Origin of the sequence: Ekhidna sp. (genome assembly GCF_964218185.1) — a bacterium.
Classification (GTDB): Bacteria; Bacteroidota; Bacteroidia; order Cytophagales; family Cyclobacteriaceae; genus Ekhidna.
Genome location: NZ_CAXPLV010000007.1, coordinates 204,113 through 229,390, shown reverse-complemented (window position 1 = coordinate 229,390; position 25,278 = coordinate 204,113). Strand labels below are relative to the sequence as shown.

Below are 25,278 nucleotides of genomic sequence, written 5' to 3'. Positions count from 1 at the left end.
GGCGTTTTGCAAATAAATATGAGTACAGAGAAACCAAAAACCGCAACGAACATACAATCTATAGCCGAAAAAATTGAGCGCCTTGAATCGATGAACGAAGAAGCTCTGAAAGGCGGAGGAGAAGATCGGATTGCTAAACAGCACGAGAAAGGAAAATTGACAGCCAGAGAGCGAATTGATTTGCTTTTGGATGAGGGCTCATTTGAGGAGATTGGGAAGTTTGTTACCCACCGGGCTACCGATTTTGGAATGGCAGAGCAGAAGATTTTAGGTGATGGTGTTGTCACCGGATATGGCACCATAGATGGAAGGTTGGTTTATGTATTCAGCCAGGATTTTACCGTTTTTGGTGGATCACTTTCCGAGACATTTGCCGAGAAGATTGTGAAGATCATGGACATGGCCATGAAAAATGGAGCTCCGGTAATTGGTCTTAACGATTCAGGTGGTGCGCGAATTCAGGAGGGTGTGGTTTCACTAGGCGGCTATGCCGATATTTTTTATAGAAACACGCTGGCTTCAGGGGTTGTGCCTCAAATATCTGCGATTCTAGGTCCATGTGCCGGTGGGGCCGTTTATTCTCCAGCTATTACCGACTTCATTTTCATGGTGGAGCAAAGTAGCTACATGTTTGTGACCGGACCTAACGTGGTGAAGACTGTAACTCAGGAAGATGTAACAAGCGAAGAATTAGGTGGAGCTCAAACACATGCAACAAAAAGTGGTGTGACCCATTTTGCTTGCGCCAATGAGGCCGAATGTATTCGTCGGATCAAGCAATTGATGAGCTACATCCCATCAAACTGCGAGGAGGAGCCTCCAATGCTGAAGTACGAGATCGGAGATGAAACTCGTAAGGAACTGGATAGTGTGATGCCTGAGAATCCTAATCAGCCATACGATATGCACGATGTAATCAAGGGCATTATTGATGCTGATTCATTCCTGGAAGTGCATAAAGATTTTGCTGAAAATATCATTTGCGGATTCGGCAGATTAGCCGGAAGAAGTATAGGTATCGTGGCTAACCAGCCTATGAGTATGGCGGGTGTGCTGGATATTCATTCCAGCACCAAGGGAGGTCGATTTGTTCGTTTCTGCGATAGCTTCAATGTCCCGCTGCTAGTGTTGGTGGATGTTCCTGGATTCTTGCCTGGAACAGATCAGGAGTGGAACGGCATCATTACCAATGGAGCTAAACTCCTATATGCTTTCAGTGAAGCAACGGTTCCTCGAATTTCGGTGATTACCAGAAAGGCATATGGTGGAGCCTATGACGTCATGAACTCCAAGCATATTGGAGCGGACATGAATTATGCCTGGCCAACAGCTGAGATCGCCGTGATGGGAGCTCAGGGAGCATCTGAGATTATTTTCAGAAAGGAAATTCAAAAAGCGGACGATCCGAATGCAATGCATCAGGAAAAAATCAATGAGTATACGGAGAAGTTTGCCAACCCATACATTGCTGCCGCACGAGGTTTTGTAGATGAGGTGATTATGCCTCATGCTACCAGAACTAAACTCATTCACGCATTTAAGATGCTGGAAAATAAGGTTGACAAACTTCCAAGAAAGAAGCACGGAAATATTCCGCTTTAAAGCTTAAAGTTTTTAGTTTCAAGCTTCAAGTTTATGCGGAATTTTAAAGAATTGATGATTTGGCAGAAAGGTATGGACATTTGGCAAGAATGCTATAAGCTTTCTCAATTATTGCCAAACGATGAAAGGTTTGGACTAGTAAGTCAAATTAATCGAGCATCTTCTTCAATACCCGCAAATATTGCTGAAGGGTCAGGTAGAAAGAGCGTGAAAGATCAGGCAAGATTCATTCAAATCGCACTTGGTTCAGCATTCGAATTAGAGACATTTTTCATTGGAATTGCACGACTGGAGCTTATTGAAGAAAATATTGTCAATCCAATACTTAATTTGATTATCGAGGAGCAAAAGATGCTATCTGGGTATCTCAAAAGACTTGAAGCTTAAACCTTGTGACATGAAGCTTAATAAAGTAGCAATCATCACCGCAGCATCGAAAGGAATGGGGCTGGCTTGCACAGAAAAGCTGGCTGAAGAAGGCTATCAACTGGCCATTCTTTCCCGCTCATCTGAAATCCATGATCTGGCTGATAAGTTTGGGGGAATTGCAGTACAAGGATCAACGGACAATGTTGAGGATTTGACCAGGCTGGTTGATGCTACCATGGAAACTTATGGGCAAATTGATGTGGTGGTTAATAACACCGGACACCCACCAAAAGGTGAGCTTCTGGAGCTTACTGATGAGCAATGGAGAGAAGGATTTGATCTTGCCTTGATGAATGTAATTCGTATGTGCAGGCTAGTAATTGATCATATGAGTGGAGGTGGATCAATCATAAATATCTCCACTTTTGGGGCAAAAGAGCCATCATTAAGCTTTCCGATCTCTTCCGTAGCAAGAACTGCACTTAGTGGGTTTACCAAATTGTTTGCTAATAAGTATGCCAAGGCAAACATTCGAATGAATAATGTTTTACCAGGCTTTATTGATAGTTATCCGGCTGATAAAGAAACAATTAAAAATATTCCAATGTTGCGACAAGGGACACCAAAAGAAGTGGCTGAGTTAGTTGCATTTTTGGCTAGTGATAAATCAGAATATATTACAGGACAAGATTTCCTCATTGATGGAGGATTAGTCAAAGCCTTATAGCTACAAGCCGAAAGCTTCAAGGATTTGATGACTCAATCTTGTTGCTTACTGCCTTTACTTGTAGCTTGCAGCTTCAAAACTTGAGACTTAGATAATGGATAAGAAAAGCAGAGATTTCCTTTTTAAATACCTCAATAACGCATCTCCAACAGGGTTTGAGCAGGAGGGACAGAAAATATGGTTGGATTACATCAAGCCATATGTGGATGACTATGTGGTGGATACTTACGGAAGTGTGTATGGTGTGGTGAATCCGAAGGCAAAGTACAAGGTGGTGATCGAGGCGCACGCCGATGAGATCAGCTGGTTTGTAAACTACATCACAGACAAAGGCTACATCTATGTAGTTCGTAATGGTGGTTCAGATCACCAGATCGCACCTTCTATGAGGGTAAACCTTCACACCGAAAAAGGTATCGTTAAAGGAGTGTTTGGCTGGCCGGCTATCCACGTGAGAAAAGAGAAAGAGGATGCTCCAACCTTGAAGAACATTTGTATTGATGTGGGAGCAGAGAGCAAAGAAGAAGTGGAGAAGATGGGCATCCATGTGGGTACTGTAGCTACTTTCCAGGATGAACTTTTTGAGATGAACAAAAAGTACCTTGTAGGGAGAGCACTAGATAATCGTGCCGGAGGTTTTATGATCGCCGAGGTAGCGAGAAGGATTTCTGAGAACAAAATCAAACTTCCTTTTGGACTGTATGTGGTAAACTCTGTGCAGGAGGAGATTGGACTAAGGGGAGCTGAAATGATTTCTCGCAGGATCAAACCGGATGTAGCCATTGTTACCGATGTGACTCACGACACACAATCACCAATGTATGACAAGATTACGAGTGGAGACATGACTGCCGGCAAGGGTCCTGCTGTTACATACGGTCCTGCGGTTCAGAATAATGTTCGGGACATGATCCTAAAAGTGGCTGACAAGAATAAAATCCCTTATCAGAGAATGGCGGCATCCAGAACTACTGGTACGGATACAGATGCATTTGCTTACTCGGACATTGGCGTAGCTTCAGCGTTGATTTCGTTACCTCTTAAATACATGCACACGACAGTAGAAACCGTGCATAAAGATGATGTGGAAAATGTAATCAGGCTGATTTACGAAACAGTGATTCAGATAAAAGACGGACAAGACTTTACCTATTTCAAATAATGAAAAATCTAATCTTAATCTCAGTAACTAGTCTCCTGATCTTTGCTTGTGGTAAGGAGGAAAGCACATCTGTAAAAGGAAAGTGGTATACCTATGCAGAGAGCGGTGATTACATGGAGTTGTGGCTTGGGGAGGAGAGAGCCATGAGCTATTTGAGCGGAATTGACCAGTTTCTATTGTATGATTTGAAAAGAGAAGGTTCCAAACTCAATTTCTCTTTAATTGAGAGTAGGATTATTGATAAGCACAATTTTCAGCTGGATGTGACTAAATCTGATGAAAAATTGTTTCAGGCTACATTCATAGGTGGAGATAAGGTGGATTCGCTGAAGACTTATTTTCTGGTAGATGCAAAGATGCCTGTGATAAAAGAAACCCTCGATCAGAATCAGGATCTAATGAATGAGCTTTTCGAACGACTGGAGAGTGGTTCTCATGCAGGTCATGGGCATTGATTCATGAGTTTCAAAACGTATACAGATCAGATGGGACGAGAGGTGAAAATTCCCTCTCAGCCCCGTCGGATTGTATCTCTTGTCCCCTCCCAGACTGAATTTCTTATGGACATTGGTGCACCAGTGATAGGTCGCACTAAATTTTGTATTCATCCTTCTGAGCGTGTATCCAATATTCCTATCATTGGAGGAACTAAGAATTTTCATTTCGAAAAAATCCGAGGGCTTCAGCCGGATTTAATCATTGGCAATAAAGAGGAAAATTACGAGGAGGGAATCGATCAATTGGCAGAGGAATTCCCGATATGGATGAGCGATATCTATACCCTGGATGATGCCTTCGATATGATGACAACTATTGCTGGTCTTTGTGATCTTGAGAATAGTGCTCGGCAAATTGTGGAGGAGTGCCAGGAAGCTGTCAATAACGTAAGAGGCTCAAAATCAGGTAGAGTCATTTACCTCATCTGGAAGAGCCCATGGATGGCTGCTGGAAAGAATACGTTTATTGATCATTTTCTTGATCATTTAGGTTACGAGAATCTGATACATGAGGAGCGCTATCCTGAACTAACGGATGATCAGATCATCGCATTGAGTCCGGATAAAATTCTTTTTAGCTCCGAACCATTTCCATTCAAGGAGAAGTATTTGGAGTTAGCACGAGCCAAATGGCCCACCATCGAATGTGAGCTGGTAGACGGAGAATTGTATAGCTGGTATGGGAGTCGCCTGAGATACTGGAAGGAATAATCTATGCCCATCTATCGACTCACTGATGATCTGATTTTTCCACCGGTTGATGGTGCTGAAGATGGAATTGTAGCGGTTGGTGGAGACCTACTCCCGGAGCGTTTGATGATCGCCTATCGTTCAGGCATTTTCCCATGGTATAGTGAGGGGGAGCCGATCATTTGGTGGAGTCCTGATCCTCGTTTTGTTCTGTTTCCTGAAAAGTTGCACATCCCAAAGTCGATGAGACGTGTGCTGAATAAAGGAGAACTTAGGGTTACGCTCAATGAGGACTTTGAACAAGTCATTGCACAATGTAAAAAAGTGCCAAGGCAAGGACAGGAGGGTACCTGGATCACGGATGAAATGGAACTCGCATATATCCGTCTGCATGAGTTGGGCTATGCGAAATCAGTAGAGGTGTGGAAGGAAGATGAGCTTGTCGGAGGGATGTATGGCGTGGATCTGGGAAATATCTTTTGTGGAGAATCGATGTTTTCAAATGTGAGCAATGCCTCGAAGGTTGCCCTGATTTATTTCATTCAGGATTTTGCTAAAAGAGGAGGTAAGTTATTTGACTGCCAGGTTCACTCAGATCACATGGTGACCATGGGAGCGGAGGAGGTGAATAGGGAGGAGTTTTTGGGGTATTTGAATCAAAATCCCTCCGCATAATTATCCCCTCGGGTATAATCAGCACCTCCCTCTAGCATTCCATCATCCCGAATCAGGATACAGTCCATCCGACCCCAGGAAGTTCTTCTTTCAATAGTGTGGCCCATCTTTTTGAGTTTTTTGATCACCTTCGGATCAATTGGCCTTTCCTCGATGAGGATTCTGTCCGGTAGCCACTGGCTATGCGTTCTGGTTGCATTCACTGCATCCTGCATACCCATACCATGATCGATCACATTCATGATGGCTTGGAAGTTAGAGGTAATAATGGTAGATCCACCAGGCGTTCCCACTACCATTTTTAGCTTTCCGTCTTTCTCCACGATGGTTGGGGTCATACTGCTCAACATGCGTTTTTCCGGCTGTATAGCATTTGCCTCTCCGCCAACAAGTCCAAATTGATTTGGTACGCCCGGTTTAGCACTGAAGTCATCCATTTCATTGTTCAAAAAGAAGCCAGCACCCCTCACATAGACTTTGCAACCGAAAAATGAATTCAGAGTGGTGGTAAGCGAAACAGCATTTCCCTCTGGGTCCACAATGGAAATATGTGTGGTTTCCACACTTTCTATTGCCTCAACCTCGCCTTCCTTGATATCCTGAGAATCAGTTTTCTTCTTTAAAGAAATGTCTGAGAAGCGCTTTTTATTGTATTCAGGGTTGAGTAGCATTTTGACCGGCACATCGTAGAAGTCAGGGTCTCCAAGATGAGTTGCTCTGTCTGCATACACCCTTCGTTCCAGTTCGGTCAGCAAATGGATGGTTTGAGCAGTATTGTGTCCCATTGTTGCAATGTCAAATTGTTCAGCTCCCTGAAGCAATTGTAGAATAGCAACTCCACCACTGGAAGGTGGAGGCATAGAAATGATTTTATGATCACGGTAGTTTCCTGTGATTGGCTCACGCCATTTCGAATCATAATTTTTGAGGTCTTCTTCAGAAATGAGCCCACCACCGCGTTGCATTTCTTTTACAATCTGGTCAGCGACTATCCCACCATAAAATCCCTCTCTTCCACGGTCTCGAATTTGGGTAAGTGTGCCTGCCAGTTCGATGAACTTTACCGTATCTCCTGCCTGCCAGGGTTGAGGTTTGATTAGAAAAAAGTCTGCACCATTCACTTCTATAAAATCTTCCTTCTTTTCATTGAACTCGTCCGCTTGATCCTGGGTGATTGTAAAACCATAATAGGCAAGATTAATCGCAGGCTGGATTAATTCGTTTAAAGGCTTGGTTCCATGTTTTTCATGAAGCTTTAAAATTCCATCTACTGACCCAGGCACACCGGCTGCTTTATGCCCTTTGGTACTTAAATGTTCAATCACGTTTCCGTCCTCGTCCAAAAACATATCTCTTTTAGAAGCGAGAGGAGATTTCTCCCTAAAATCTAATGCTCCGGTACTCCCATCATTCAATCGATAGATAGCAAACCCACCCCCTCCAATATTCCCTGCTCTTGGGAAAACTACCGCTAATGCAAACTTTACAGCAAGTGCAGCATCGAAGGCATTTCCTCCATTTTTTAAAACATCTACGCCAACCTTGGTAGCCAAGGGATGAGCTGTTGAAATCATTGCGTGCTCTCCAAGAGGACCTGTTTCAGGTTCTAGCGGTTTGTAGGATTGCTGTGATTGGCAACTAATGAATAGTAAAAGCAGAAATGTTAATTTGATATACCTCATTGTGAATTTAAATTGTCAGGATTGTAGGCATTAGATAGTGAAAGCTATAAAACGAGCAATGAGTAAAAAAATGATTTCTTTATGACGTTGTTTATTAAGTTAAAGGATTGCTTGGTATAAGTCCATAGTTTTCAGTGAGTAGTGATTAATATTTTAAGTGTAAGTAAAGGTGAAAATTTTGTTGTTACGGGTCAATTCACTATATTCATCGACCCTAAGCGAAAATACACGTTTTGATCAACCAAAAAATCTAACCGGCCACATGAAAGATTCACCTAGAACCCCTTTAGAAATAGAGATACCAAAAGGATACAGAAGATATAAATTAAAGGGGATTGATCGGGAGATCATCGCAAAGAAGGGAGGACCTACTGCCTCTCAAATTAAAAATAAAGCATCGTACAAGGAGCTAAGAAATAATCAAAAGGAATTTGGTGTGGCATCTATGATGGCCAAGACCTTGCGTCAGTCACTATCAACCGGAATGTCGGAAATATGCGAGACTTATGTTTCCGGGAAGCTCACTGCTCAATTCAGAAATCTCGCAAAGATGGAAGAGGGCAAGACAGGTACTCGTCCGTTGTTTCTGAGCAAGCACGGGCATCTACTCAATGGGTTTGAGTTCAATTCGAAAGCCCCTTACGAAAAGATTTTTGGAGCAAAGTATTTTGTGAAGCCAGGCTCGCAAAGAGGACAAGTTATTCTGCACTTTCCGGCGTTCATTCCAGAAAAGACTTTTAAGTATCCCAAGGGAGCTACAAACTTCAAGGTTACAGCCAGACTAATTGCTTTGTCTGATTATCAGTATGATCAAAAAGCTCAAGGCTATAAGCCGGTAAATAAAGACCTTCACGGCAAGTTTGGCACCTACGAAAGCTCCATGCTTCCGTTGTTGAAGATACCTACAGAACCAATGACGGGTATGATTTCCATTGACAACCGGATAATTCCGGAAGGCACAGGACTGTTTTTGGTGATGGCGGTCAGCTTTTATCAGATGGATGGCGGGAAGTTCAATCATCTGTGTAAGGAAAGTAGCATGCAAATTCAGCGGGTACTATAACCTATGATCATGAAGGTTCGTTTTTCCTGATGGAAACCAAACCTTGATGAAATCATTTTTAACCTTCTTGTTAGCATTGATAGTTGTTCCTGTATTTTCTCAGGATTACTACGATAAGGCCAGAGCCAAGTATCATGAAAATGATATTGACTCTGCGAGGTACTTCATCAATAAGAATTTAGCGAAAAAGCCAAACGCGGAGGACTATTTTCTTAGCGCCATGATTCATGAGGCCGAAGGGAAGGATTTGCGAGCCTTAGCGGACTATGAGGCTGTGATTCAGCGGGAGCCTGACAACATGGAAGCTTACTTTCAAAAAGGCTTGATCTACTACAATTCCGCAAGCACGGAGCAAGCGATCAAAGACTTCACATTTGTTTTAGAAAATAGCTGGAACTCGGAAACAAAGGCTGTTTACTATGCTTCCGATCCTACAGGAGCAAAGGGCACCTTTCTCACCACGCTTCAGAGTATGATTGGTCGTGTCTATCAGTATCGTGGGATGGCTCACAAGAAAATGGGAAACTACGATCTGGCATTGCAGGACTTTACCAAAGCTTTTGAGTTTGACACCCTTGCTGATTGCTACATCAACCGCTCTCAGGTTTTTGATAAAATGGGAGATAAAAGAGCAGCTGTCAATGACTTAAAGGAGGCCTTAAAAATAGATTCGACCAACTATCATGCGTGGTATAATCTTACCATTTTGGATGAAACCACCCAGCTTCCATCATACCTGTTGGAGGATGAGGAATTTTTGCCAATGTTGAATCTTGTAGGGGCGAATGCCTATGAGAGCGGTGATTTTGACACGTCCGTTCGGTATTATTCTAAGGCCATTGAAGCTAATGCGGAGGATGATTTTGCATACATCGGAAGGGGAAAGGCACTTTTAAGGATTGAGGAATTTGGAGCGGCCAGGCAGGATTTTATGAAAGCCATGCAGCTCAACCCCTCACGGACTGAGACTTTTTACCTGATTGGGAATTCATTGTTTCATGAGAAAAGGTTCAAAGATGCACTTGGCTTTTATGAGCAGTACCTTAGTATTGATTCTGACTATGAGAATGTGTGGTTTAATGCCGCCATGGCGAGCCTCAGCTTAGAAGAATCCGATAAAGCATGCAGATACCTTAAAAAAGCAAGTGATCTGGGCATGACTCAAGCTGATGTTTTGATAGAGAAACATTGCGATAGTCAATAGGTGAAATTCTTTTTAACTTTGTGAAATGGCAAAATCTACAAGTTTGAAAATTGATATGCACACGCATATCCTCCCACACTCCATCCCAAATTTTGCGGAGAAATTTGGCTATGGAGACTTCATCCATTTGCTCCATCACAAGCCGGAGGCAGCTCGCATGATGAAAGGGGATAAGTTTTTCAGGGAGATACAGTCAAACTGCTGGGATGAGAAGATCAGAATAGAAGAGTATAAAAAATTTGATACACAGGTGCAGGTTGTATGCACCATTCCTGTGATGTTTAGCTATTGGGCTGATGGACATGATTGCCTTGACCTTTCCATGTTTCTGAATGATCACATTGCGCAGGTGGTGGAAGAAAACCCAAAACATTATATAGGATTGGGAACGGTTCCAATGCAGGATACTGAGCTGGCAATTAAGGAACTGGAGCGATTAAAAAAGCTGGGTATTCCGGGAGTGCAGATCGGTTCCAATATTAATAATCACAACTTAAGTAAGCCTCGCTTTTTTGAATTCTTCGAAGCTTGTGAAAGCCTTGGAATGGCCATCTTAGTACATCCGTGGGAAATGATGGGTAAGGAGTACATGGAGAAGTACTGGCTACCATGGCTGGTAGGTATGCCTGCAGAAACGGCCAGAGCGGCTGCTTCCATGATTTTTGGAGGAGTGTTTGAGAGATACCCGAAGTTAAGAGTTTGTTTTGCTCATGCCGGAGGTTCATTATTAGCAACAATCGGTAGGTTAGAGCATGGTTTTAACTGCAGGCCTGATTTGGTTGCAGTGCACAACAATGTGAACCCTAGAGAGTATCTGGGTAAGTTCTGGGTGGATAGTATCACCCATGATACTAACTATCTGCAGTATGTCATTGATTTGATAGGTTCGGAGAAAGTTTGCCTGGGTTCCGATTATCCATTCCCGTTAGGCGATTTAGAAATTGGGAAGTTTATCACTGAAATGGATTTACCTCAAAAAGATTTAGACAATATTTTCTATCAATCTACACTTGACTGGTTGGGGCTGAGTGAAACTAAAAACAAAGAATTACTCAAGGTGTTGATGGATGAGAATTAACCATTCTCATTCAGGTATTTGTCCAATGACATTCTAGCTATCTTTTTCACACGGTTTTTGATCATAGGAGACCAGCCGAGGAGTACACCCGTGAGACCCAGTGCCATTTTTGACCACCTCCAAAAATCAAACACATCTGTGTGTCGGATGATTAACCCATCCTTAAATTCCATAGTTGAATGGATGATGTTGTGAACAGGGTTTCCGGTTTTTGAGAATTCATAATCCGCCTCCCAAATACATTGCGCCATTTCGTCATCTCCAACTACAGAATCGAAACTAATCTCTAGTTGGCCTTTAGACCGCTCAATTAACATTGCCCACATGGCCGTAGCTTCCCTATGGTTTAGATTATGAAAAACTGGATCATTGAAAATTATATCTTCGTGATAGCACTCTGCCATTTTTTTTGAATCATGGGCTTGAAATGCACTGTAGAATTTCTCGAGGATAGCTTTGCTCATGAGTACTTTTCGATTAATTGTGCTTTCACTTTTGGAAGTCCTGAACTTGCAGGTTCTTCATAAAGATAAAGATTATCTCTTTGCGGGACTGAAGGCATTTTAGGATCAATGATGAACTTTGGTACTTCCGGTTTGATAAAATCAAGCAATCCAGCAGCAGGGTATACCACCAGAGATGTGCCGGCTACAATGAAAATATCTGCAGAAAGCGCTTCTTGAATGGCTGGTTCCATCATGGGCACAGCTTCTCCAAACCAAACAATGTGTGGTCTTAGCTGAGAACCTTTTGCACATTTATCTCCTTCTTTTAATTCCCAGCCCTCCAGGTCATAGACAAGATCAGGATCTAGTGTGCTTCTTACTTTACTTATTTCTCCGTGTAGGTGTAGTACATTACTACTTCCCGCACGTTCATGTAGAGCATCAATGTTTTGAGTGATGATGACTACCTCAAAAAACTCTTCTAATTCCGCAAGTGCAATATGTCCTGGGTTGGGTTTGGCTTCAAGGGCTTGCTTTCTTCTTTGGTTATAAAACTCTAGCACCAAAGCTCGATCTTTGGCCCAGGCTTCAGGGGTAGCTACTTTGGTTACATCATGTCCCTCCCAAAGACCTCCAGAATCTCGGAAAGTCTTGAGTCCGCTTTCGGCGCTAATTCCTGCACCAGTTAGTACTACGATTTTCTTTTGCATAAAAAAAGCCCCAATTAAGGAGCTTTAAGTTAGTGAGAATGATTCTTTTAATTCAAAGGAAACCGCACTCCGCCGAATAGGGAGAGCTGATCAGCATTGCCCAGAACATACTTTGCTTCAGCAAAGGGTATTAATGATCCACCTGCATCGAAATTTGCTCCAATACCCAGGTTCAAACCTAATTCTGAATCGCTTGCACTTCCAAATCCAGTATCTACCTTAAATCCGGTTAAATTCAATCCTGCTATACCATATATGGTCGCATTGTTTTCACTGAATATGTAGTTAATGTTTCCATTGAGCTCCCACCATGTCACATTGTTTTTCTTAAAATAATAGATAAAGCTAGGGGCTACATTGATTTGATCGGATGCTGCAAACTCTCCGTTTACACCAATACCGGCACTTTCAATCTGAGACCCATAGGCAAGTCCTGCACCTACACGTGATTGAGCCTGAGTGGATAGTGATATTAATGTAATTAGAATAAGTGATAAGATTAACTTTCTCATATAGTTGATAGATTTTTTAATAAAGGTACATAATTGAATTAAAATGTCATTTTATGGAGAGAAAAATTGAATATTTTAATCAAAAACAAAATGGCATTAACTTTTTGATGCTCAAGTACTTTAATTGACCACCCGCAAAATACCCTCTTAGTGGTATTTGCAGATGATTTGAAGGTGAGTATATTGCATACATTGTACAACCAAACAAAAACAACAAAATGAAAAAAGTATTACTAACCGCTACACTAGTAGCTATTTTCGGATTTGCAGCTACTGCTCAAGAAGCAGGTGATATGAGTATCAATGCTGGAATGGGTATCGCAACTGGACCTTTTGGTGGCGATGACAGCTTCACTGGTTTTGGTGGAGGTTTCGAATATGTATTCGCCGATGCTATGTCTGGTACTGCTGAATACTATTCTTACGCTAAAGACGGATTTTCTGTAGGAGTTATTGGTATTGATTACAAATACTATTTTGCTACTGATGCCTTCAAAGCTTATGGAAAATTAGGTTTCTCTAGCGTAAGCCCTGAAATTGGAGACAGTGCTAGTGGTATTAATTTAGGAGTTGGTGGAATTTATGGTATTTCAGACCAAATTGGTATTGGTGCTGGACTTGATTACAACCTTGCAAAAGGAGATTACCAAGATCCAATGGGGGTGATCATTAAATTCGGACTTTCTTACTCATTCTAAGAAATACAAGAATATAAATAAAAAACCCTTCCAACTGGAAGGGTTTTTTTATGCTTTTACTTAACATAAATACCCTTTCTCGATTCTTCTAAAGACGATTTTGAATGTATATATTGCGGGCATTAATAATCAAACATCTATTATTTATGAAAAAAGTATTACTAACCACTATGCTTGTAGCAATTTTTGGATTTGCAGCAACTGCCCAAGAAGGTGAAATGAGAATTGGTGGAGGATTAGCCTTGGGAACAAAGGCAGGAGTTGACGAAAGTGGAAGCAAAGCTGGAATTGGAATTAACATTGGAGGAGAATACTTCGCCTCAGATGTAATTAGCATTGCACCTAGTTTTACCTACTTCTTCCCATCATCCGTAACAATATTTGGAACTGAAGTTAAGACCCAAGCTTCATCAATCAATTTGGATGGCAGATACTATTTTGGCGATAGTGACGTACAGCTATATGGATTAGCTGGAATTGGAATTGGCCTTGCATCAGCAAAAGCCAATGGCCAAAGTGATTCTGATTCTAAAGTTGGTCTTAATCTTGGATTGGGTTTAAATTATCCGTTGGGTGACGGAATGTTTTTTAATGGTCAGGCAAAATATAATACACCATTCGAGCAATTAGTACTCAATGCCGGAATAGCTTTCAATATTGGTGGATAAATTCAATTTCAGAGTTGTAGGAGAAACCCTTCCGTTTTTGGAAGGTTTTTTTTTATGCCTATTTTTCAAACCGTTATTCCATAAATTTACTGATATAATTTAGTAAATGAAATGAAAAAGTTAATTCTCGCAAGTGCATTGGTGGCATGTTTCAGCCTCGCTATTGCACAAACTGATCAAGGTGGATTGCTTTTAAGTGCATCCACAAGTCTAGGGTTTGCATCTACCAGTTATGATGCACCATTGGAAAAAACTTCAAACTTTGATTTGGAGGTTGGGGCTGGCTACTTTTTGATTAACAATCTTGCAGTGGGTTTAAATGCAAGGTTTGAAAAGGAAAAACAGGGTGATGACGAAACCACAACCAAATTTTTTGGACCCTTTGCCAGATATTATATCAATGGAGGCTTTTTCGTAGGAGCATCTTATGCAAGGGCAAGTTTAGAAGAAGTATTTGCTCGTGCGGGTAACAAAATAAAATTTAGCATTCTTGCCTTTGAAGCTGGGTATCCTATTTGGATTGTAGAGAAAGTTGCCATTGAGCCAAGCTTAAATTACGGCATTGCATCTGGCAGTGATATTATTAATTCAAAGACACTCGGTTTTAACATCGGTTTCTCTATTTATTTCTAATTCTTTAGAGTAATAAGATATAAAAAAACCTCCCTCCGGAGGGTTTTTTTATGCTCCTTAATGAACAGGCACGTAAATGATCTTCTTAGTCTCAAAGAAATCTTCGGCGAAGTAGTCTGAAAGGTCCTTTTCTACATATCGTCTTCCAAATTCTTTCATTTCCTGAGTCAGATTACCACCTTTTAAGAGTATCATGCCATTGTCCAGATCGTTTCGTTGCTCTTTACTCACCTTCTGGTGCGCCCAGATAAATAGCTGCTTTGTCTGAGCTACAGCCCGGGAAACAATAAAATCAAACTTTCCACTCACCTTTTCCATGCGCTGGTGCTCAGCGGTGAGGTTGGTTAAGTTGATAGCTTTTGCCACTTCATTTACCACAGTGATTTTCTTGCCGATAGAGTCCACTAAATGGAAGTGACATTCCGGGAATAGGATTGCGAGCGGAATACCTGGAAACCCACCACCGGTCCCAACATCGAGTATTTCTGATCCAGGGTTAAACGATGTAAACTTGGCTATAGCAAGACTATGTAATACATGCCGTTCGTAAAGCTGGTCTATATCCTTTCTGCTGACCACATTTATTTTAGCATTCCACTCCTCATAGAGTGAATACAACTGATCAAATTGTTTTTTCTGTACTTCAGAAAGATCGGGAAAGTACCTGTAAATGATATCTGATGTGATCAATTAGATATGCTTTTTCTTATCCTTCACAAGCTCATACATAAGCTCTCTTGCTCGGTGTAGCTGTGCTTTCACTGTGCCTAGCGGTGCATCAAGCTCCTTGGCTATTTCATCATAAGAAAGCTCATCGAAGTAGCGAAGCTTTACGAGTCGCTGATATTTGGCCGGAAGTTTATCTACAAACATCCGCACTAACTCGATTTTCTGATCTTTAATTGTTTCCTGATCAGGAGTTAAGTTTTTGTCTTGCACATCAATATTCACGGATTCTCCGCTATCGTCGGTAAACGAGCTATTCAGGCTGAACGTGTTGAGCTTTTTCTTCCTGATAAAGTCGATTGCATTGTTGGTGGCTATACGGAAAAGCCAGGTACTAAACGTGTAATCTTTTTTGAATCTGCTCAGGTTTTTAAACGCTTTCGCAAATGCTTCTATGGTTAAATCCTCAGCATCATCAACATTCCTGACCATTTTCAAGATCATATGGTACACAGGTTTTTTGTATCGCTGCATGAGTTCCGCATAAGCCGCCTGATCTTTACCCTCAGTAGCAAGATCGATTAACTTAAAATCACGAAGCGCCTTATCAGAAAACTGACGATTTAGTTCTTCCATGGAATGTCCTTTACGAGTTTTGACCACAATGCAATCACAGGGATCAGCACTGCATACAGCATGTCAACGAGAGGGAGCAACATATAGTTGAAGCCGGTTCCCATTTTAGCTGCGACAAATCTATAACTCACTAATTTAATAAATAGGTAAAAAAGGAGCAGTGGAAAAAAATATGTATACGAAGGATTGAAAAGCAAGAGAACAAAACAGAGCAAATGTGACAGGTGGAATGTGCTTAGAAATAGTTGATCTGCTGGTTTGTAGCTCGTTCCTACTGATAAATGCCTTGTTTTTTGATTCCAGTATTCTTTCCACGTTTTTTTAGGATGAGAAATCATCAGACTGTCTTTTCCCAATACCACCGAGGTATTGGAAGGAGTTGCGATTTTTTGAATGAGTAAATCATCGTCCCCACCTTTTATTGACTTTATGGAATAGTATCCGCCCGCATTCACGAAAGTGGATCGCTTGATAGCCATGTTTCTGCCTACTCCCATATAAGGCTTCCCTCTCAGCACTTTGGAGATGTATTGAAAAGCCGTCATAAATGCCTCGAATCGGATAAATTGACTTAGGAATGAATTGTTGCTTTCATATGGAGAAATACCGAGTACGATTTCCGTTTGCGGTTTTATTTGCCAACAAAGTGTAGCTAACCAATCTTTTGATACTGGACAGCAATCAGCATCTGTGAAAGCCAGCCATTCGCTATCCGATTGCTTTATGGCGGTATGGAGTGCAAATTTCTTTGGGTTCCAATCTGCCGGTACATCTTTGATGTCAATAAACTTAATCTTCTCTGAATTTAGCTTTTGCAAGTAGTTTACACTCTGATCTTCGCACCGGTCAAGTGCAACCACAATCTGATAGTCATCATGATTTTGGCTCAGTAACAGAGGAATAAGTTTCTTGAGATTCTCAAGCTCATTTCTCGCAGCGATGATAATGGAGATGGAAGGGAAGGTACCTTCACCTTTGTTCTTTTTTGTGAAGAAAAAAGGGATGGTGAGGTAAAGGGTAAACGCTATTTGAATTGCGCAGCATATACTCCAAACAATAAAGATCATACGGTGAAGTAAACAAACCTGAGACTAATATTCAGCAAATTTTGAAAACCTCTGACGTAAATAGCCGAGGATAACATTTCAACGTATTTTTGCGCCCCATGCAATTCGAGTTACATCATACGGACAGTAAATCAGCAGCACGAGCAGGAACGGTAAAGACCGATCACGGCGAGATTCAAACGCCTATCTTCATGCCGGTTGGAACTGCCGGAACAGTGAAGGCGGTGCATCAGCGTGAACTGAAGGAGGACATCAAAGCCCAAATTATCCTTGGAAATACCTATCACCTGTACATGCGTCCTGGATTGGATGTGATCGAGCAGGCGGGAGGGTTACACAAGTTCAATGGATGGGATCGACCCATTTTGACTGATAGTGGTGGTTATCAGGTTTACTCACTCGCAGATAACCGAAAGATAGTAGAGGAGGGTGTTCACTTTCAGTCTCACAAAGACGGGAGCAGGCACTTCTTCACGCCAGAGTCCATCATGGATATTCAGCGAACTATCGGTGCGGATATCATCATGGCTTTTGATGAGTGCACACCCTATCCGTGTGAGTATGATTACGCCGAAAAGTCGATGCACATGACCCATCGGTGGCTGGATCGATGTGTTAGTCGATTTGATGAAACCGAAGGAAAATACGGATACACCCAGACCTTATTTCCGATTGTTCAGGGCAGTGTTTACAAGGATTTGCGAACGCAATCTGCGGAATACATAGCCAGCAAAGAAAGAGAAGGAAATGCCATTGGAGGCCTGTCTGTAGGTGAGCCGGCAGAGGAGATGTACGCCATGACTGATCATGTATGTGGCATCCTACCTAAAAACAAGCCTCGTTACCTGATGGGCGTAGGGACACCTGCGAATATTTTGGAGTGTATTGCTTTAGGGGTGGATATGTTTGATTGTGTGATGCCAACCCGTAATGCGCGCAATGGTATGCTATTCACCACTCAGGGTATTGTGAATATTCGCAATGAAAAGTGGAAGGATGATTTTTCACCAATTGACCCGGAGTTGGGAGGCTATGCAAGCTCTTTTTATACAAAAGGATACTTACGACATTTGATCACCAGCAACGAAATTCTTGGCGCACAAATTGCAAGCATCCAAAACCTTACATTCTACTTGTGGCTGGTAGGTGAGGCACGCAAACAAATCTTAAATGATAACTTCGCAAGCTGGAAAGAAGCAATGGTGAAAAAGGTAAGTCAGCGTCTTTGATCCATTTTTTGAACAATGAAAAAGCTCGATTGGTACATACTCAAAAAGATTCTCGTCACATTCGTTTTTGTGGTGGGATTGCTGGAGCTGATCATTTGCGTCATTGACTTTACAGAGAAGAATGACGACTTCATCAAGAACGAGCTAAGTTCAGACCTGATCTGGGATTATTACCTTTCATTTATACCATACATTGCCAGCCTGCTTACACCCATTACCGTATTTATAGCTACGGTTTTCGTAACCGCTAAAATGGCAGCCAAGTCGGAGATTGTGGCCATTCTGGCCAGTGGCATTAGTTTTAGACGTATGCTGTTTCCGTACTTCATAGCCTCCATTCTGATAGGCAGTACCAGCTTTTATTTAAATAGTTATGTGATTCCGGATGCCAACAAGTTCAGGCTTGAATTTGAAATGCGATACCTCAAGGACCCATTTTATAATACCGATAAACACATCCACATAAAAATTGCTGAGCGAGACAGTCTGGAAGACTATATCTATATGTATCGGTATGATGTAAGGCGTGATGTGGGGTCATCTGTGACGCTGGAGACCATTCATGGCACTCAGTTAGTAGAAAAAGTAACAGCTCGTCAAATTGACTGGGACACCACCGGAGTATGGAAGCTGAAAAAATGGCAAAAGCGTGAAATCAAAGACTTTAAGGAAGTGATTACAGAAGGAGAGGAGCTGGACACCTTACTGAACCTGACTCCTGAAGATTTTGGGAATAAAGATCGGATTTGGGAAACGATGACCATGGATGAGTTGAATAAGCACATCAAGCTTCAAAAGTCTCGTGGTGCAGACGATGTGCACATTTTTCAAATCGAAAAATATGTGCGGTACATGTCGCCCTTTACGCTCATAATCCTGATGGCTATCGGGGTGATTGTTTCGGCAAAAAAATCGCGTCAGGGTACAGGGTTTCAGATTGCGCTAGGTTTTGTGATTGCCTTTGCTTTCATCATTACATTTATCCTGGCTACCGCAATTGCTGAGGCAGGGACGATGAATACCATTCTGGCCATTTGGATGCCAAATATTATCTTCACAGGGGTGGCTATGTTCCTATATAAAACAGTACCCCGATGATCCAGGAGCGAAAGGATTTTCTGACGCTTCATTTCATTGTATTGATCTGGGGTTTTACAGCCATCCTGGGATTATTGATTGAGATTCCATCAGTAGAGGTGGTTTTCTTCCGTACGCTCATCGCCTCAGCCGGGCTATGGTTGCTTTTGAAATTGTGGAAGAAGTCATTGAGCATTCCTTCCAGAAAAAATCTATTAATGATCTTGGGCACAGGCGTGTTGATCGCTGCACACTGGATTTTATTCTTCCTTTCGGCCCGAATATCGAATGCTTCCGTTTGTTTGGCAGGTATGGCTACCTGCTCATTATGGACCAGCCTGATAGAACCTTTATCTCAGGGTAGAAAAATCCGCGGATTTGAAGTCCTCCTTAGCATCATCGCCTTTGTGGGGATTGGGGTGATTTTTAATGTGGAGTTTGACTACCTGTCCGGATTGCTGACTGCAGTGCTTTCTGCTTTTATTGCTTCTGTTTTCACCGTTATCAATGGTCGATTGACAAAATCTTATGACCCTTATGTGATCACATTCTATGAGATGGTTGGAGCCTGCCTGGCCACAGTGATGTTCTTCCCGATTTATCGAATGTACTTTGTGGATTCACTTTCACTGAATCCTACTGCTACAGAGTGGCTTTACCTGGGTATTCTTGCTGTGGTTTGTACCGTGTATGCCTACTCGGTTTCCGTCGAGTTGATGAAACGACTTTCAGCATTTTCAATTAATTTGGTCGTGAATCTGGAACCCGTTTATGGAATCATATTAGCGCTGCTGATTTTTGGTGACAGTGAGGAAATGAGCCCCGGATTTTACCTGGGAACATTGTTGATCCTAACCTCTGTGTTGCTATACCCGTTATTGAACAGGCGCTATAAGAAAAAGGCGCTTTCAACCGATATAATTAGATAATATGCTATTAACTACTACGAACACTGTGGAGGGTAAGTCCATCTCCACTTACTATGGCCTGGTTACAGGTGAAGCCATCATTGGTGCCAATATTTTCAAAGACATTTTTGCTTCCATTACAGATATTGTAGGCGGTCGTTCTGGTGCCTATGAAAAGTCTTTAAAAGATGCTAAGAATATTGCGGTGCAGGAGCTGATAGCTGCTGCAGAAGCCCTAGGAGCCAATGCTGTCATAGCCATAGATCTTGACTATGAGACGCTGGGAAAGGACTCAGGGATGATGATGGTGAGCGCCAGCGGTACGGCTGTAAAATTGAGCTAATTGGAATCCAGGGAGACAATCACTTTACCGTGGTGTCTCCCTTCACCAAAATATTGAATGGCCTCTCCAGTTTTTTCAATCGGATAGGGGCCATCAATAATGGGTTTGACCTTACCGGACTTACAGAGTTTATGAATCTGTTCCAGATCTTTGTTAGCATCAAGGGGTACTACGTAAACAGGCTTTTTCAACACCCACTGAGCCAAAGCGATCTGTAAGAGCCTTCCAATATTTCCACCTACTGTCACATACCTTCCATGTGGATTTAAAACCTTCATGTATGCTTTAGGAGCATGAGTAGTTTTTGTGTCCAAAATCAGGTCATATTTCTCACGACTTTTAGTAAAGTCTTCTTCCTTGTAATCTATGATTCTATCAAATCCGATCTTGTTCATGATCTGTAGTTTATTTCCGGTATCCACTCCGGTCACATGACAATTGTAGGTTTTGGCAATTTGTAAGCCAATTGAGCCGACACCACCTCCGGCTCCATTGATTAAGACCTTCATGTCTTTCTTAAGCTTTCCAAAGTCTATTAGTCCCTGCCATGCCAGGTTTGCAGCATGCGAGAGAGCTGCTGCTTCTTCAAAGGAAAGATATTCAGGCTTTTGAACTACTGCATCTTCATGGATGGTGATGTATTCTGCAAAACTTCCAAATCCGAATGCAGAGATGTCTCCATACACTTTGTCACCAGCTTTGAATTTTGATACTTCTGCTCCACAAGATTCAACGACTCCTGACAACTCCATGCCGGGTATCGGATGTTTGGGTTTAAATAGCCCAAAGAGAAGTCGATAAAGGTTGGGTTTGCCTCTCACCATGCTCCAGTCGTAATCATTGACTGCACTGCAGTGGATTTTAATTAAAACTTCCTTGGGCTTAGGGCTGGGTTTTTCAACTTCTTCCAGTTTAAGCTGAGAAGAAGGGCCATACGATTTGCAAACGATTGCTTTCAAAATATTGGTCAGTTAGGTTGACCAATTTAGGACGTTTGACAAAACCAAAGAGTTACAACTACACCTCCCTATCCATCAAATCCGTCACCACATGGTACCGTGGATCATCGATGGATGATACGATCATGTGCTCAAATTCCGGGCTCGCTTTGTGTAGAAGTGTTTTACACTCCGGGCTAAGGTGCACCAGCTTCACCCGCTTGCCATATTCCTTGTATTTCTGCTCCAGCGCATAGATGGCCTCAATACCCGAGTGATCACTCACTCTGGACTCCATAAAGTCCAACTCGATAACCTCAGGGTCGTTAGCTGCATCAAACTTAGTGTTGAAGGCCTGCACAGATCCAAAGAAAAGTGGCCCCCAGATTTCATACACTTTGGTGCCGTCTTCTTTCATATACTTCCTTGCTCGGATCATTGTAGCATTTTGCCATGCAAATACGAGGGCTGACATGATTACACCGACTATCACTGCAATAGCCAAATCCTGCCAGACGGTTACTGCAGATACAGTTACCAGCACAATGGCATCTGCCAAAGGAATCTTGTTGATGATGCGGAAGCTGCTCCACGCGAATGTGCCGATGACCACCATAAACATTACGCCGACTAATGCTGCGATAGGAATTTGCTCAATAAGTGGTGCAGCAAACAAAATGAAGCACAACAGGGCAATAGCTGCAGTGATTCCAGATAGACGCCCTCTACCTCCCGAGCTTACATTGATGATGGATTGACCGATCATTGCACAGCCACCCATTCCACCGAATAGTCCGTTGAGGATATTGGCACCACCCTGAGCCACACACTCGCGATTTCCACTTCCACGTGTCTCCGTCATGTCATCTATAAGGTTGAGTGTCATCAACGACTCAATTAAACCTACGGCTGCTAAAAGAAATGCGGTAGAGATTATCAACCCCCAATGTCCATTTAGTGTGTCAAGTAACCCAAAAATCTGTATTTGAAAACTTGGCAAGCTTCCTTCCAGGCCGTTACCACCACCTTCTCGGATAAAGGAACCAACGGTGCTGACATCCAGGCCTCCGAAAATTGTGATGCATGCTACCACCACAATACCAACCAATGCAGATGGTATCTTCTTGGTGATTTTTGGTAGTAGGAACATAATGGCCATCGTAAGCCCTGCCAGTCCCAGCATGATGAAAAGATCTTGCCCTTGCATCCATTGGTACTCACCGTTTACACGCTCCTTGAAAAGACCTAGCTGAGAGAGGAATATCACGATTGCAAGACCGTTCACAAATCCCATCATTACAGAGTGCGGGATGAGTCGCACAAACTTTCCAAGGCGAAGCACACCTGCAAGAATCTGAATACCACCAACCAGTAAGAGTGTGATGAATAACCATTGAAGTCCAAGGTTTTCGATAGGTGCAGCCAACGAAGCTCCAACTTCATTTCCTTTTTGGATCATGTGCACCATCACTACGGCCATTGCTCCTGTAGCTCCTGAGATCATGCCCGGCCGTCCACCAAACATGGAGGTGACAATGCCCATCATGAATGCCCCATATAGTCCAACCATTGGGTCTATGCCCGCTACAAAGGCAAAGGCTACAGCTTCCGGTACCAGCGCAAGAGCTACTGTAAGACCGGATAGGATGTCGTTCTTGGGATTAAAAGTGAAGTTTCGGAATAATCTTTTCATTGCTGCGCTTAAATGAGCGCGCAAAGATAGAATATTCGGGGAGGGGAGGGAAGGTTGGTGAGATTATTTAACGCTCAGATATGGCGCTGTGGCCTCCGAGCTTTTTTAATACCGATAAAAGTAGCTTATCTGCCGGTGCATTCAAAGTATCAAATGGCACTGCGCCAACACAAATAAAAATCTCCCACGAGCAGATGTAAGTAGAAAGCACTTCAGTTTCTTGGCGACAGATAAGCGGGAAGTTTAGCAGACACTTGGCAGATGACTAAGTAAGGCCATGCGCAATATCGTTTGTTAGAAACTTTACTTTCTCGATATGATGTCAAATGGAGTTCCGTGAGAGCCGTAGCTTTTCAAGTATTCCTTTTCTTGTTCATCCAGTTCGTCCGTTCCAAGAGCAATATCTTCTTTCCTTGTATTATCCTCGGTTTTCAAGGATACGTATTCAATTGCAGTTATTCTTGGTTTACAGTTAAGTCCGATCATGGTTAGGTCGATAAAGTCACCCTTGTTCACCTGTCCTTCTGTTATCTGGCCTGTTAGGAAGAATGGTCTGTCAGTGAGTTGAAAAGAAGAGTTGAGTTGAAATTTAGCTGTAGTTATGTTATGCCAATTGGCACCACAGTGTCGACATTGTCTTGCTTGAGGAGTTCTTGCAAGTTTTCCACAGTTAGGACATTTGTTGAGGTAAATTTTATTACCTGCTTCCAGCATAATTCTGCCAGCTGCGTTTAGTTCAAATTCATCATATCCGTTTTTTACCAATTTTAGAACTTCGGGATCTTCGGATATCCAGTTTTTCTCCTTATAAAGTCGCCATTTGGTATCATCTTCGTTTGCTTCCCCTAGCTTTTCAATTGAGTTTAGATGCCTGCGAGCAGTTGCTTCGTTCTCCGTTAGAAGGTTAGCAAAGTGAATTACAATATATCTAGCAGTCTCTTTGTCCAAGGGAAGGGTATTGTTTCTAACAATAATGTAGCGTGCAAACTAACCAATTCCTTTCAAACAACGTGTATTCAGCGTTTTCTTCTATTTCAAAGCGTTCAATAAACGTTTCTTAAACGTATAGTTACGTATATAAACGTTTATGAAAACGTTTTATAATTCTACGACTTTCCACCCATTCATCTCAACCACTTCCTCAAACAACCCAAACACCGTACTCCCGCTTCCGGTCATAGAGGCATAGATGGCGCCAGCATCGTACATTTCCCTTTTCAGCTGCTCTATCTCGGGATGATTGGGGAAGATGGAGGACTCAAAATCGTTTACAAGCTTATCCTTCCATTCTTGGATAGGTGTATTTATGAAATTGCTAATGGAGATTTTAGCTTTCCTCGGCGTGACGCCTGCATAGGCTTCTTTGGTCGAGACATGAATGCCGGGATTGTATATCGCTAAATAATAACCAGACAAATCCAAATCAATGGGCTGAAGGTGCTCGCCTCGTCCGGTAGCTATGGCCGGTAGGTTTTTGATGAAGAAAGGGCAGTCGCTTCCAAGCTTCAAGCAGTAAGTTTCAAGCTGCGAATCGGAAAGTTCGAGTCTAAACAGGTTGTTCAGCATTTTTAAAGTGAACGCTCCATCTGCTGAGCCCCCACCCAAGCCGGCACCCATAGGAATGGTTTTGAGCAGATGAATTTCTACGGGAGGAATATCAAAATCTGCTTTAATGAGCTCATAAGCTTTCACACATAGGTTGGAGGTAGCGTCCCCAGGGATATCCAGTCCATAGCTATGGAAAGCAAAAGAAGCGGCTTCTATCACCTCCAGGCTGTCGTGCCTGGGGATGGGATAAAAGCAGCTTTCAATGTTGTGGTAGCCGTCTTCCCGCTTGCTCACAATGTTGAGTCCAAGATTGATTTTTGCGTTTGGGAAGGTGATCATTAGCTATAAGTTTCAAGGTGCAAGCTTTAAGCAAATGCTTAAGAACTAAGTTTTTTCAAATAGCCCGAAAGCATTTTTTGTTCTTCAATAATTAAGCTAAGAATTTGCTCAATCTCGGATTCTTCTGTGAGTTTTAATCTAAGGATTCCAAGATAGAAGGTCTCGAGTTCGAAAGCAGAACCAAGAGCTATTTGAATAAATCGGGCCTGATCTTTTATGCCCTTTCGGCTAGCTCCCTCTGCAATATTGGCAGGAATAGAAGATGAAGCTCTATTTATTTGACTTACAAGTCCAAATCGTTCATCTGTAGGAAGGAGCTGAGTGATCTTATAAGATTCTTCCCAAATCTCCATTCCTTTTTGCCAGATTAACAACTCTTTAAAGTTCCGCATATCAAACTTGTAGCTTGAGACCTGAA

General features: G+C 42.3%; 29 protein-coding genes. 17 read left to right on the top strand and 12 right to left on the bottom strand.

Features of this window, described 5'->3' with window-relative positions; all coding sequences use genetic code 11:
- Window positions 1-90 precede the first annotated feature (90 nt).
- From ACEQZT_RS12590 to aat, 7 genes are all read left to right on the top strand, one after another.
- Window positions 91-1,602 (top strand): acyl-CoA carboxylase subunit beta, encoded by a 1,512-nt coding sequence (locus ACEQZT_RS12590; protein ID WP_370089818.1) that lies wholly within the window; start codon window positions 91-93, stop codon window positions 1,600-1,602.
- A gap of 33 nt (window positions 1,603-1,635) precedes the next feature.
- Complete coding sequence (locus tag ACEQZT_RS12585; protein WP_370089795.1) at window positions 1,636-1,989, top strand: four helix bundle protein; 354 nt, start codon at window positions 1,636-1,638, stop codon at window positions 1,987-1,989.
- A gap of 10 nt (window positions 1,990-1,999) precedes the next feature.
- On the top strand, window positions 2,000-2,698 hold the full coding sequence (locus ACEQZT_RS12580; protein WP_370089794.1) for an SDR family oxidoreductase: 699 nt from the start codon (window positions 2,000-2,002) through the stop codon (window positions 2,696-2,698).
- Window positions 2,699-2,792: 94 nt separating this feature from the next.
- Window positions 2,793-3,860: a M42 family metallopeptidase gene (locus ACEQZT_RS12575; protein WP_370089793.1), complete on the top strand. Its 1,068-nt coding sequence runs from the start codon at window positions 2,793-2,795 to the stop codon at window positions 3,858-3,860.
- Window positions 3,860-4,315, top strand: coding sequence for a hypothetical protein (locus tag ACEQZT_RS12570; protein ID WP_370089792.1), 456 nt, complete (start codon window positions 3,860-3,862; stop codon window positions 4,313-4,315). Before ACEQZT_RS12575 ends, ACEQZT_RS12570 begins: the two co-directional genes overlap by 1 nt.
- Before the next feature lie 3 nt (window positions 4,316-4,318).
- On the top strand, window positions 4,319-5,068 hold the full coding sequence (locus ACEQZT_RS12565; RefSeq protein ID WP_370089791.1) for a helical backbone metal receptor: 750 nt from the start codon (window positions 4,319-4,321) through the stop codon (window positions 5,066-5,068).
- A 3-nt stretch (window positions 5,069-5,071) separates the two neighbouring features.
- Entirely contained in the window at window positions 5,072-5,722 is a 651-nt protein-coding gene (gene aat / locus ACEQZT_RS12560) for a leucyl/phenylalanyl-tRNA--protein transferase (protein WP_370089790.1), read from the top strand.
- On the opposite strand, the gene ggt is transcribed toward aat, so the two are convergent.
- The gene (gene ggt / locus ACEQZT_RS12555) at window positions 5,704-7,404 is read right to left on the bottom strand and encodes a gamma-glutamyltransferase (protein ID WP_370089789.1); all 1,701 of its coding nucleotides are present in this window, start codon (window positions 7,402-7,404) and stop codon (window positions 5,704-5,706) included. The two genes, aat and ggt, sit on opposite strands and share 19 nt — an antisense overlap.
- A gap of 262 nt (window positions 7,405-7,666) precedes the next feature.
- Between ggt and ACEQZT_RS12550 the strand changes: the two genes are divergently transcribed.
- Genes ACEQZT_RS12550 through ACEQZT_RS12540 form a run of 3 tightly spaced genes read left to right on the top strand, consistent with a single transcriptional unit; the run spans window position 7,667 to window position 10,749 of the window.
- Window positions 7,667-8,467: a hypothetical protein gene (locus ACEQZT_RS12550; RefSeq protein WP_370089788.1), complete on the top strand. Its 801-nt coding sequence runs from the start codon at window positions 7,667-7,669 to the stop codon at window positions 8,465-8,467.
- Window positions 8,468-8,513: 46 nt separating this feature from the next.
- The gene (locus ACEQZT_RS12545; RefSeq protein ID WP_370089787.1) at window positions 8,514-9,671 is read left to right on the top strand and encodes a tetratricopeptide repeat protein; all 1,158 of its coding nucleotides are present in this window, start codon (window positions 8,514-8,516) and stop codon (window positions 9,669-9,671) included.
- A 25-nt stretch (window positions 9,672-9,696) separates the two neighbouring features.
- Window positions 9,697-10,749: an amidohydrolase family protein gene (locus tag ACEQZT_RS12540; protein WP_370089786.1), complete on the top strand. Its 1,053-nt coding sequence runs from the start codon at window positions 9,697-9,699 to the stop codon at window positions 10,747-10,749.
- On the opposite strand, the gene ACEQZT_RS12535 is transcribed toward ACEQZT_RS12540, so the two are convergent.
- From ACEQZT_RS12535 to ACEQZT_RS12525, 3 genes are read right to left on the bottom strand one after another with little or no spacing between them, the layout of a single operon-like run.
- Window positions 10,746-11,213 (bottom strand): nuclear transport factor 2 family protein, encoded by a 468-nt coding sequence (locus ACEQZT_RS12535; protein ID WP_370089785.1) that lies wholly within the window; start codon window positions 11,211-11,213, stop codon window positions 10,746-10,748. The genes ACEQZT_RS12540 and ACEQZT_RS12535 overlap by 4 nt on opposite strands.
- A complete protein-coding gene (locus tag ACEQZT_RS12530) occupies window positions 11,210-11,905 on the bottom strand; it encodes an NAD-dependent deacylase (protein ID WP_370089784.1) in 696 nt (231 codons plus the stop codon). Before ACEQZT_RS12530 ends, ACEQZT_RS12535 begins: the two co-directional genes overlap by 4 nt.
- Before the next feature lie 47 nt (window positions 11,906-11,952).
- Complete coding sequence (locus tag ACEQZT_RS12525) at window positions 11,953-12,417, bottom strand: hypothetical protein (RefSeq protein ID WP_370089783.1); 465 nt, start codon at window positions 12,415-12,417, stop codon at window positions 11,953-11,955.
- A gap of 218 nt (window positions 12,418-12,635) precedes the next feature.
- Here ACEQZT_RS12525 and ACEQZT_RS12520 point away from each other — a divergent pair, with 218 nt between their 5' ends.
- The 3 genes from ACEQZT_RS12520 to ACEQZT_RS12510 all read left to right on the top strand — a co-directional run bounded on the left by ACEQZT_RS12520 (window position 12,636) and on the right by ACEQZT_RS12510 (window position 14,416).
- Complete coding sequence (locus ACEQZT_RS12520; protein ID WP_370089782.1) at window positions 12,636-13,115, top strand: outer membrane beta-barrel protein; 480 nt, start codon at window positions 12,636-12,638, stop codon at window positions 13,113-13,115.
- Between the two features lie 146 nt (window positions 13,116-13,261).
- Window positions 13,262-13,783 carry a porin family protein gene (locus ACEQZT_RS12515; RefSeq protein WP_370089781.1) on the top strand — a complete coding sequence of 174 codons (522 nt, stop codon included), beginning with the start codon at window positions 13,262-13,264 and terminating at the stop codon, window positions 13,781-13,783.
- Window positions 13,784-13,894: 111 nt separating this feature from the next.
- A complete protein-coding gene (locus tag ACEQZT_RS12510) occupies window positions 13,895-14,416 on the top strand; it encodes a hypothetical protein (protein WP_370089780.1) in 522 nt (173 codons plus the stop codon).
- Between the two features lie 57 nt (window positions 14,417-14,473).
- Here ACEQZT_RS12510 and rsmG read toward each other — a convergent pair whose 3' ends face one another.
- The 3 genes from rsmG to ACEQZT_RS12495 are packed head-to-tail and all read right to left on the bottom strand — an operon-like array spanning window position 14,474 to window position 16,785.
- The gene (rsmG, locus tag ACEQZT_RS12505) at window positions 14,474-15,103 is read right to left on the bottom strand and encodes a 16S rRNA (guanine(527)-N(7))-methyltransferase RsmG (RefSeq protein ID WP_370089817.1); all 630 of its coding nucleotides are present in this window, start codon (window positions 15,101-15,103) and stop codon (window positions 14,474-14,476) included.
- A gap of 3 nt (window positions 15,104-15,106) precedes the next feature.
- On the bottom strand, window positions 15,107-15,718 hold the full coding sequence (locus ACEQZT_RS12500; protein WP_370089779.1) for an RNA polymerase sigma factor: 612 nt from the start codon (window positions 15,716-15,718) through the stop codon (window positions 15,107-15,109).
- Window positions 15,706-16,785, bottom strand: coding sequence for a glycosyltransferase (locus tag ACEQZT_RS12495; RefSeq protein WP_370089778.1), 1,080 nt, complete (start codon window positions 16,783-16,785; stop codon window positions 15,706-15,708). Before ACEQZT_RS12495 ends, ACEQZT_RS12500 begins: the two co-directional genes overlap by 13 nt.
- A 98-nt stretch (window positions 16,786-16,883) precedes the next feature.
- On the opposite strand from ACEQZT_RS12495, the gene tgt reads away from it, so the two are divergent.
- The 4 genes from tgt to ACEQZT_RS12475 are packed head-to-tail and all read left to right on the top strand — an operon-like array spanning window position 16,884 to window position 20,342.
- Complete coding sequence (gene tgt, locus ACEQZT_RS12490; RefSeq protein ID WP_370089777.1) at window positions 16,884-18,014, top strand: tRNA guanosine(34) transglycosylase Tgt; 1,131 nt, start codon at window positions 16,884-16,886, stop codon at window positions 18,012-18,014.
- A gap of 15 nt (window positions 18,015-18,029) precedes the next feature.
- Window positions 18,030-19,112, top strand: coding sequence for an LptF/LptG family permease (locus ACEQZT_RS12485; protein ID WP_370089776.1), 1,083 nt, complete (start codon window positions 18,030-18,032; stop codon window positions 19,110-19,112).
- A complete protein-coding gene (locus ACEQZT_RS12480) occupies window positions 19,109-20,020 on the top strand; it encodes a DMT family transporter (protein ID WP_370089775.1) in 912 nt (303 codons plus the stop codon). The genes ACEQZT_RS12485 and ACEQZT_RS12480 overlap by 4 nt, the downstream gene beginning before the upstream one ends.
- A 1-nt stretch (window position 20,021) precedes the next feature.
- Window positions 20,022-20,342: a heavy metal-binding domain-containing protein gene (locus ACEQZT_RS12475; RefSeq protein ID WP_370089774.1), complete on the top strand. Its 321-nt coding sequence runs from the start codon at window positions 20,022-20,024 to the stop codon at window positions 20,340-20,342.
- On the opposite strand, the gene ACEQZT_RS12470 is transcribed toward ACEQZT_RS12475, so the two are convergent.
- The 5 genes from ACEQZT_RS12470 to ACEQZT_RS12450 all read right to left on the bottom strand — a co-directional run bounded on the left by ACEQZT_RS12470 (window position 20,339) and on the right by ACEQZT_RS12450 (window position 25,252).
- Window positions 20,339-21,301 (bottom strand): NAD(P)-dependent alcohol dehydrogenase, encoded by a 963-nt coding sequence (locus ACEQZT_RS12470; RefSeq protein WP_370089773.1) that lies wholly within the window; start codon window positions 21,299-21,301, stop codon window positions 20,339-20,341. The two genes, ACEQZT_RS12475 and ACEQZT_RS12470, sit on opposite strands and share 4 nt — an antisense overlap.
- Window positions 21,302-21,359: 58 nt before the next feature.
- Window positions 21,360-22,973 (bottom strand): SulP family inorganic anion transporter, encoded by a 1,614-nt coding sequence (locus tag ACEQZT_RS12465; RefSeq protein ID WP_370089772.1) that lies wholly within the window; start codon window positions 22,971-22,973, stop codon window positions 21,360-21,362.
- 303 nt (window positions 22,974-23,276) lie between these two features.
- Complete coding sequence (locus tag ACEQZT_RS12460) at window positions 23,277-23,921, bottom strand: hypothetical protein (protein WP_370089771.1); 645 nt, start codon at window positions 23,919-23,921, stop codon at window positions 23,277-23,279.
- Between the two features lie 150 nt (window positions 23,922-24,071).
- On the bottom strand, window positions 24,072-24,860 hold the full coding sequence (ispE, locus tag ACEQZT_RS12455; protein WP_370089770.1) for a 4-(cytidine 5'-diphospho)-2-C-methyl-D-erythritol kinase: 789 nt from the start codon (window positions 24,858-24,860) through the stop codon (window positions 24,072-24,074).
- A gap of 38 nt (window positions 24,861-24,898) precedes the next feature.
- Entirely contained in the window at window positions 24,899-25,252 is a 354-nt protein-coding gene (locus tag ACEQZT_RS12450) for a four helix bundle protein (RefSeq protein WP_370089769.1), read from the bottom strand.
- Between the last annotated feature and the right edge of the window lie 26 nt (window positions 25,253-25,278).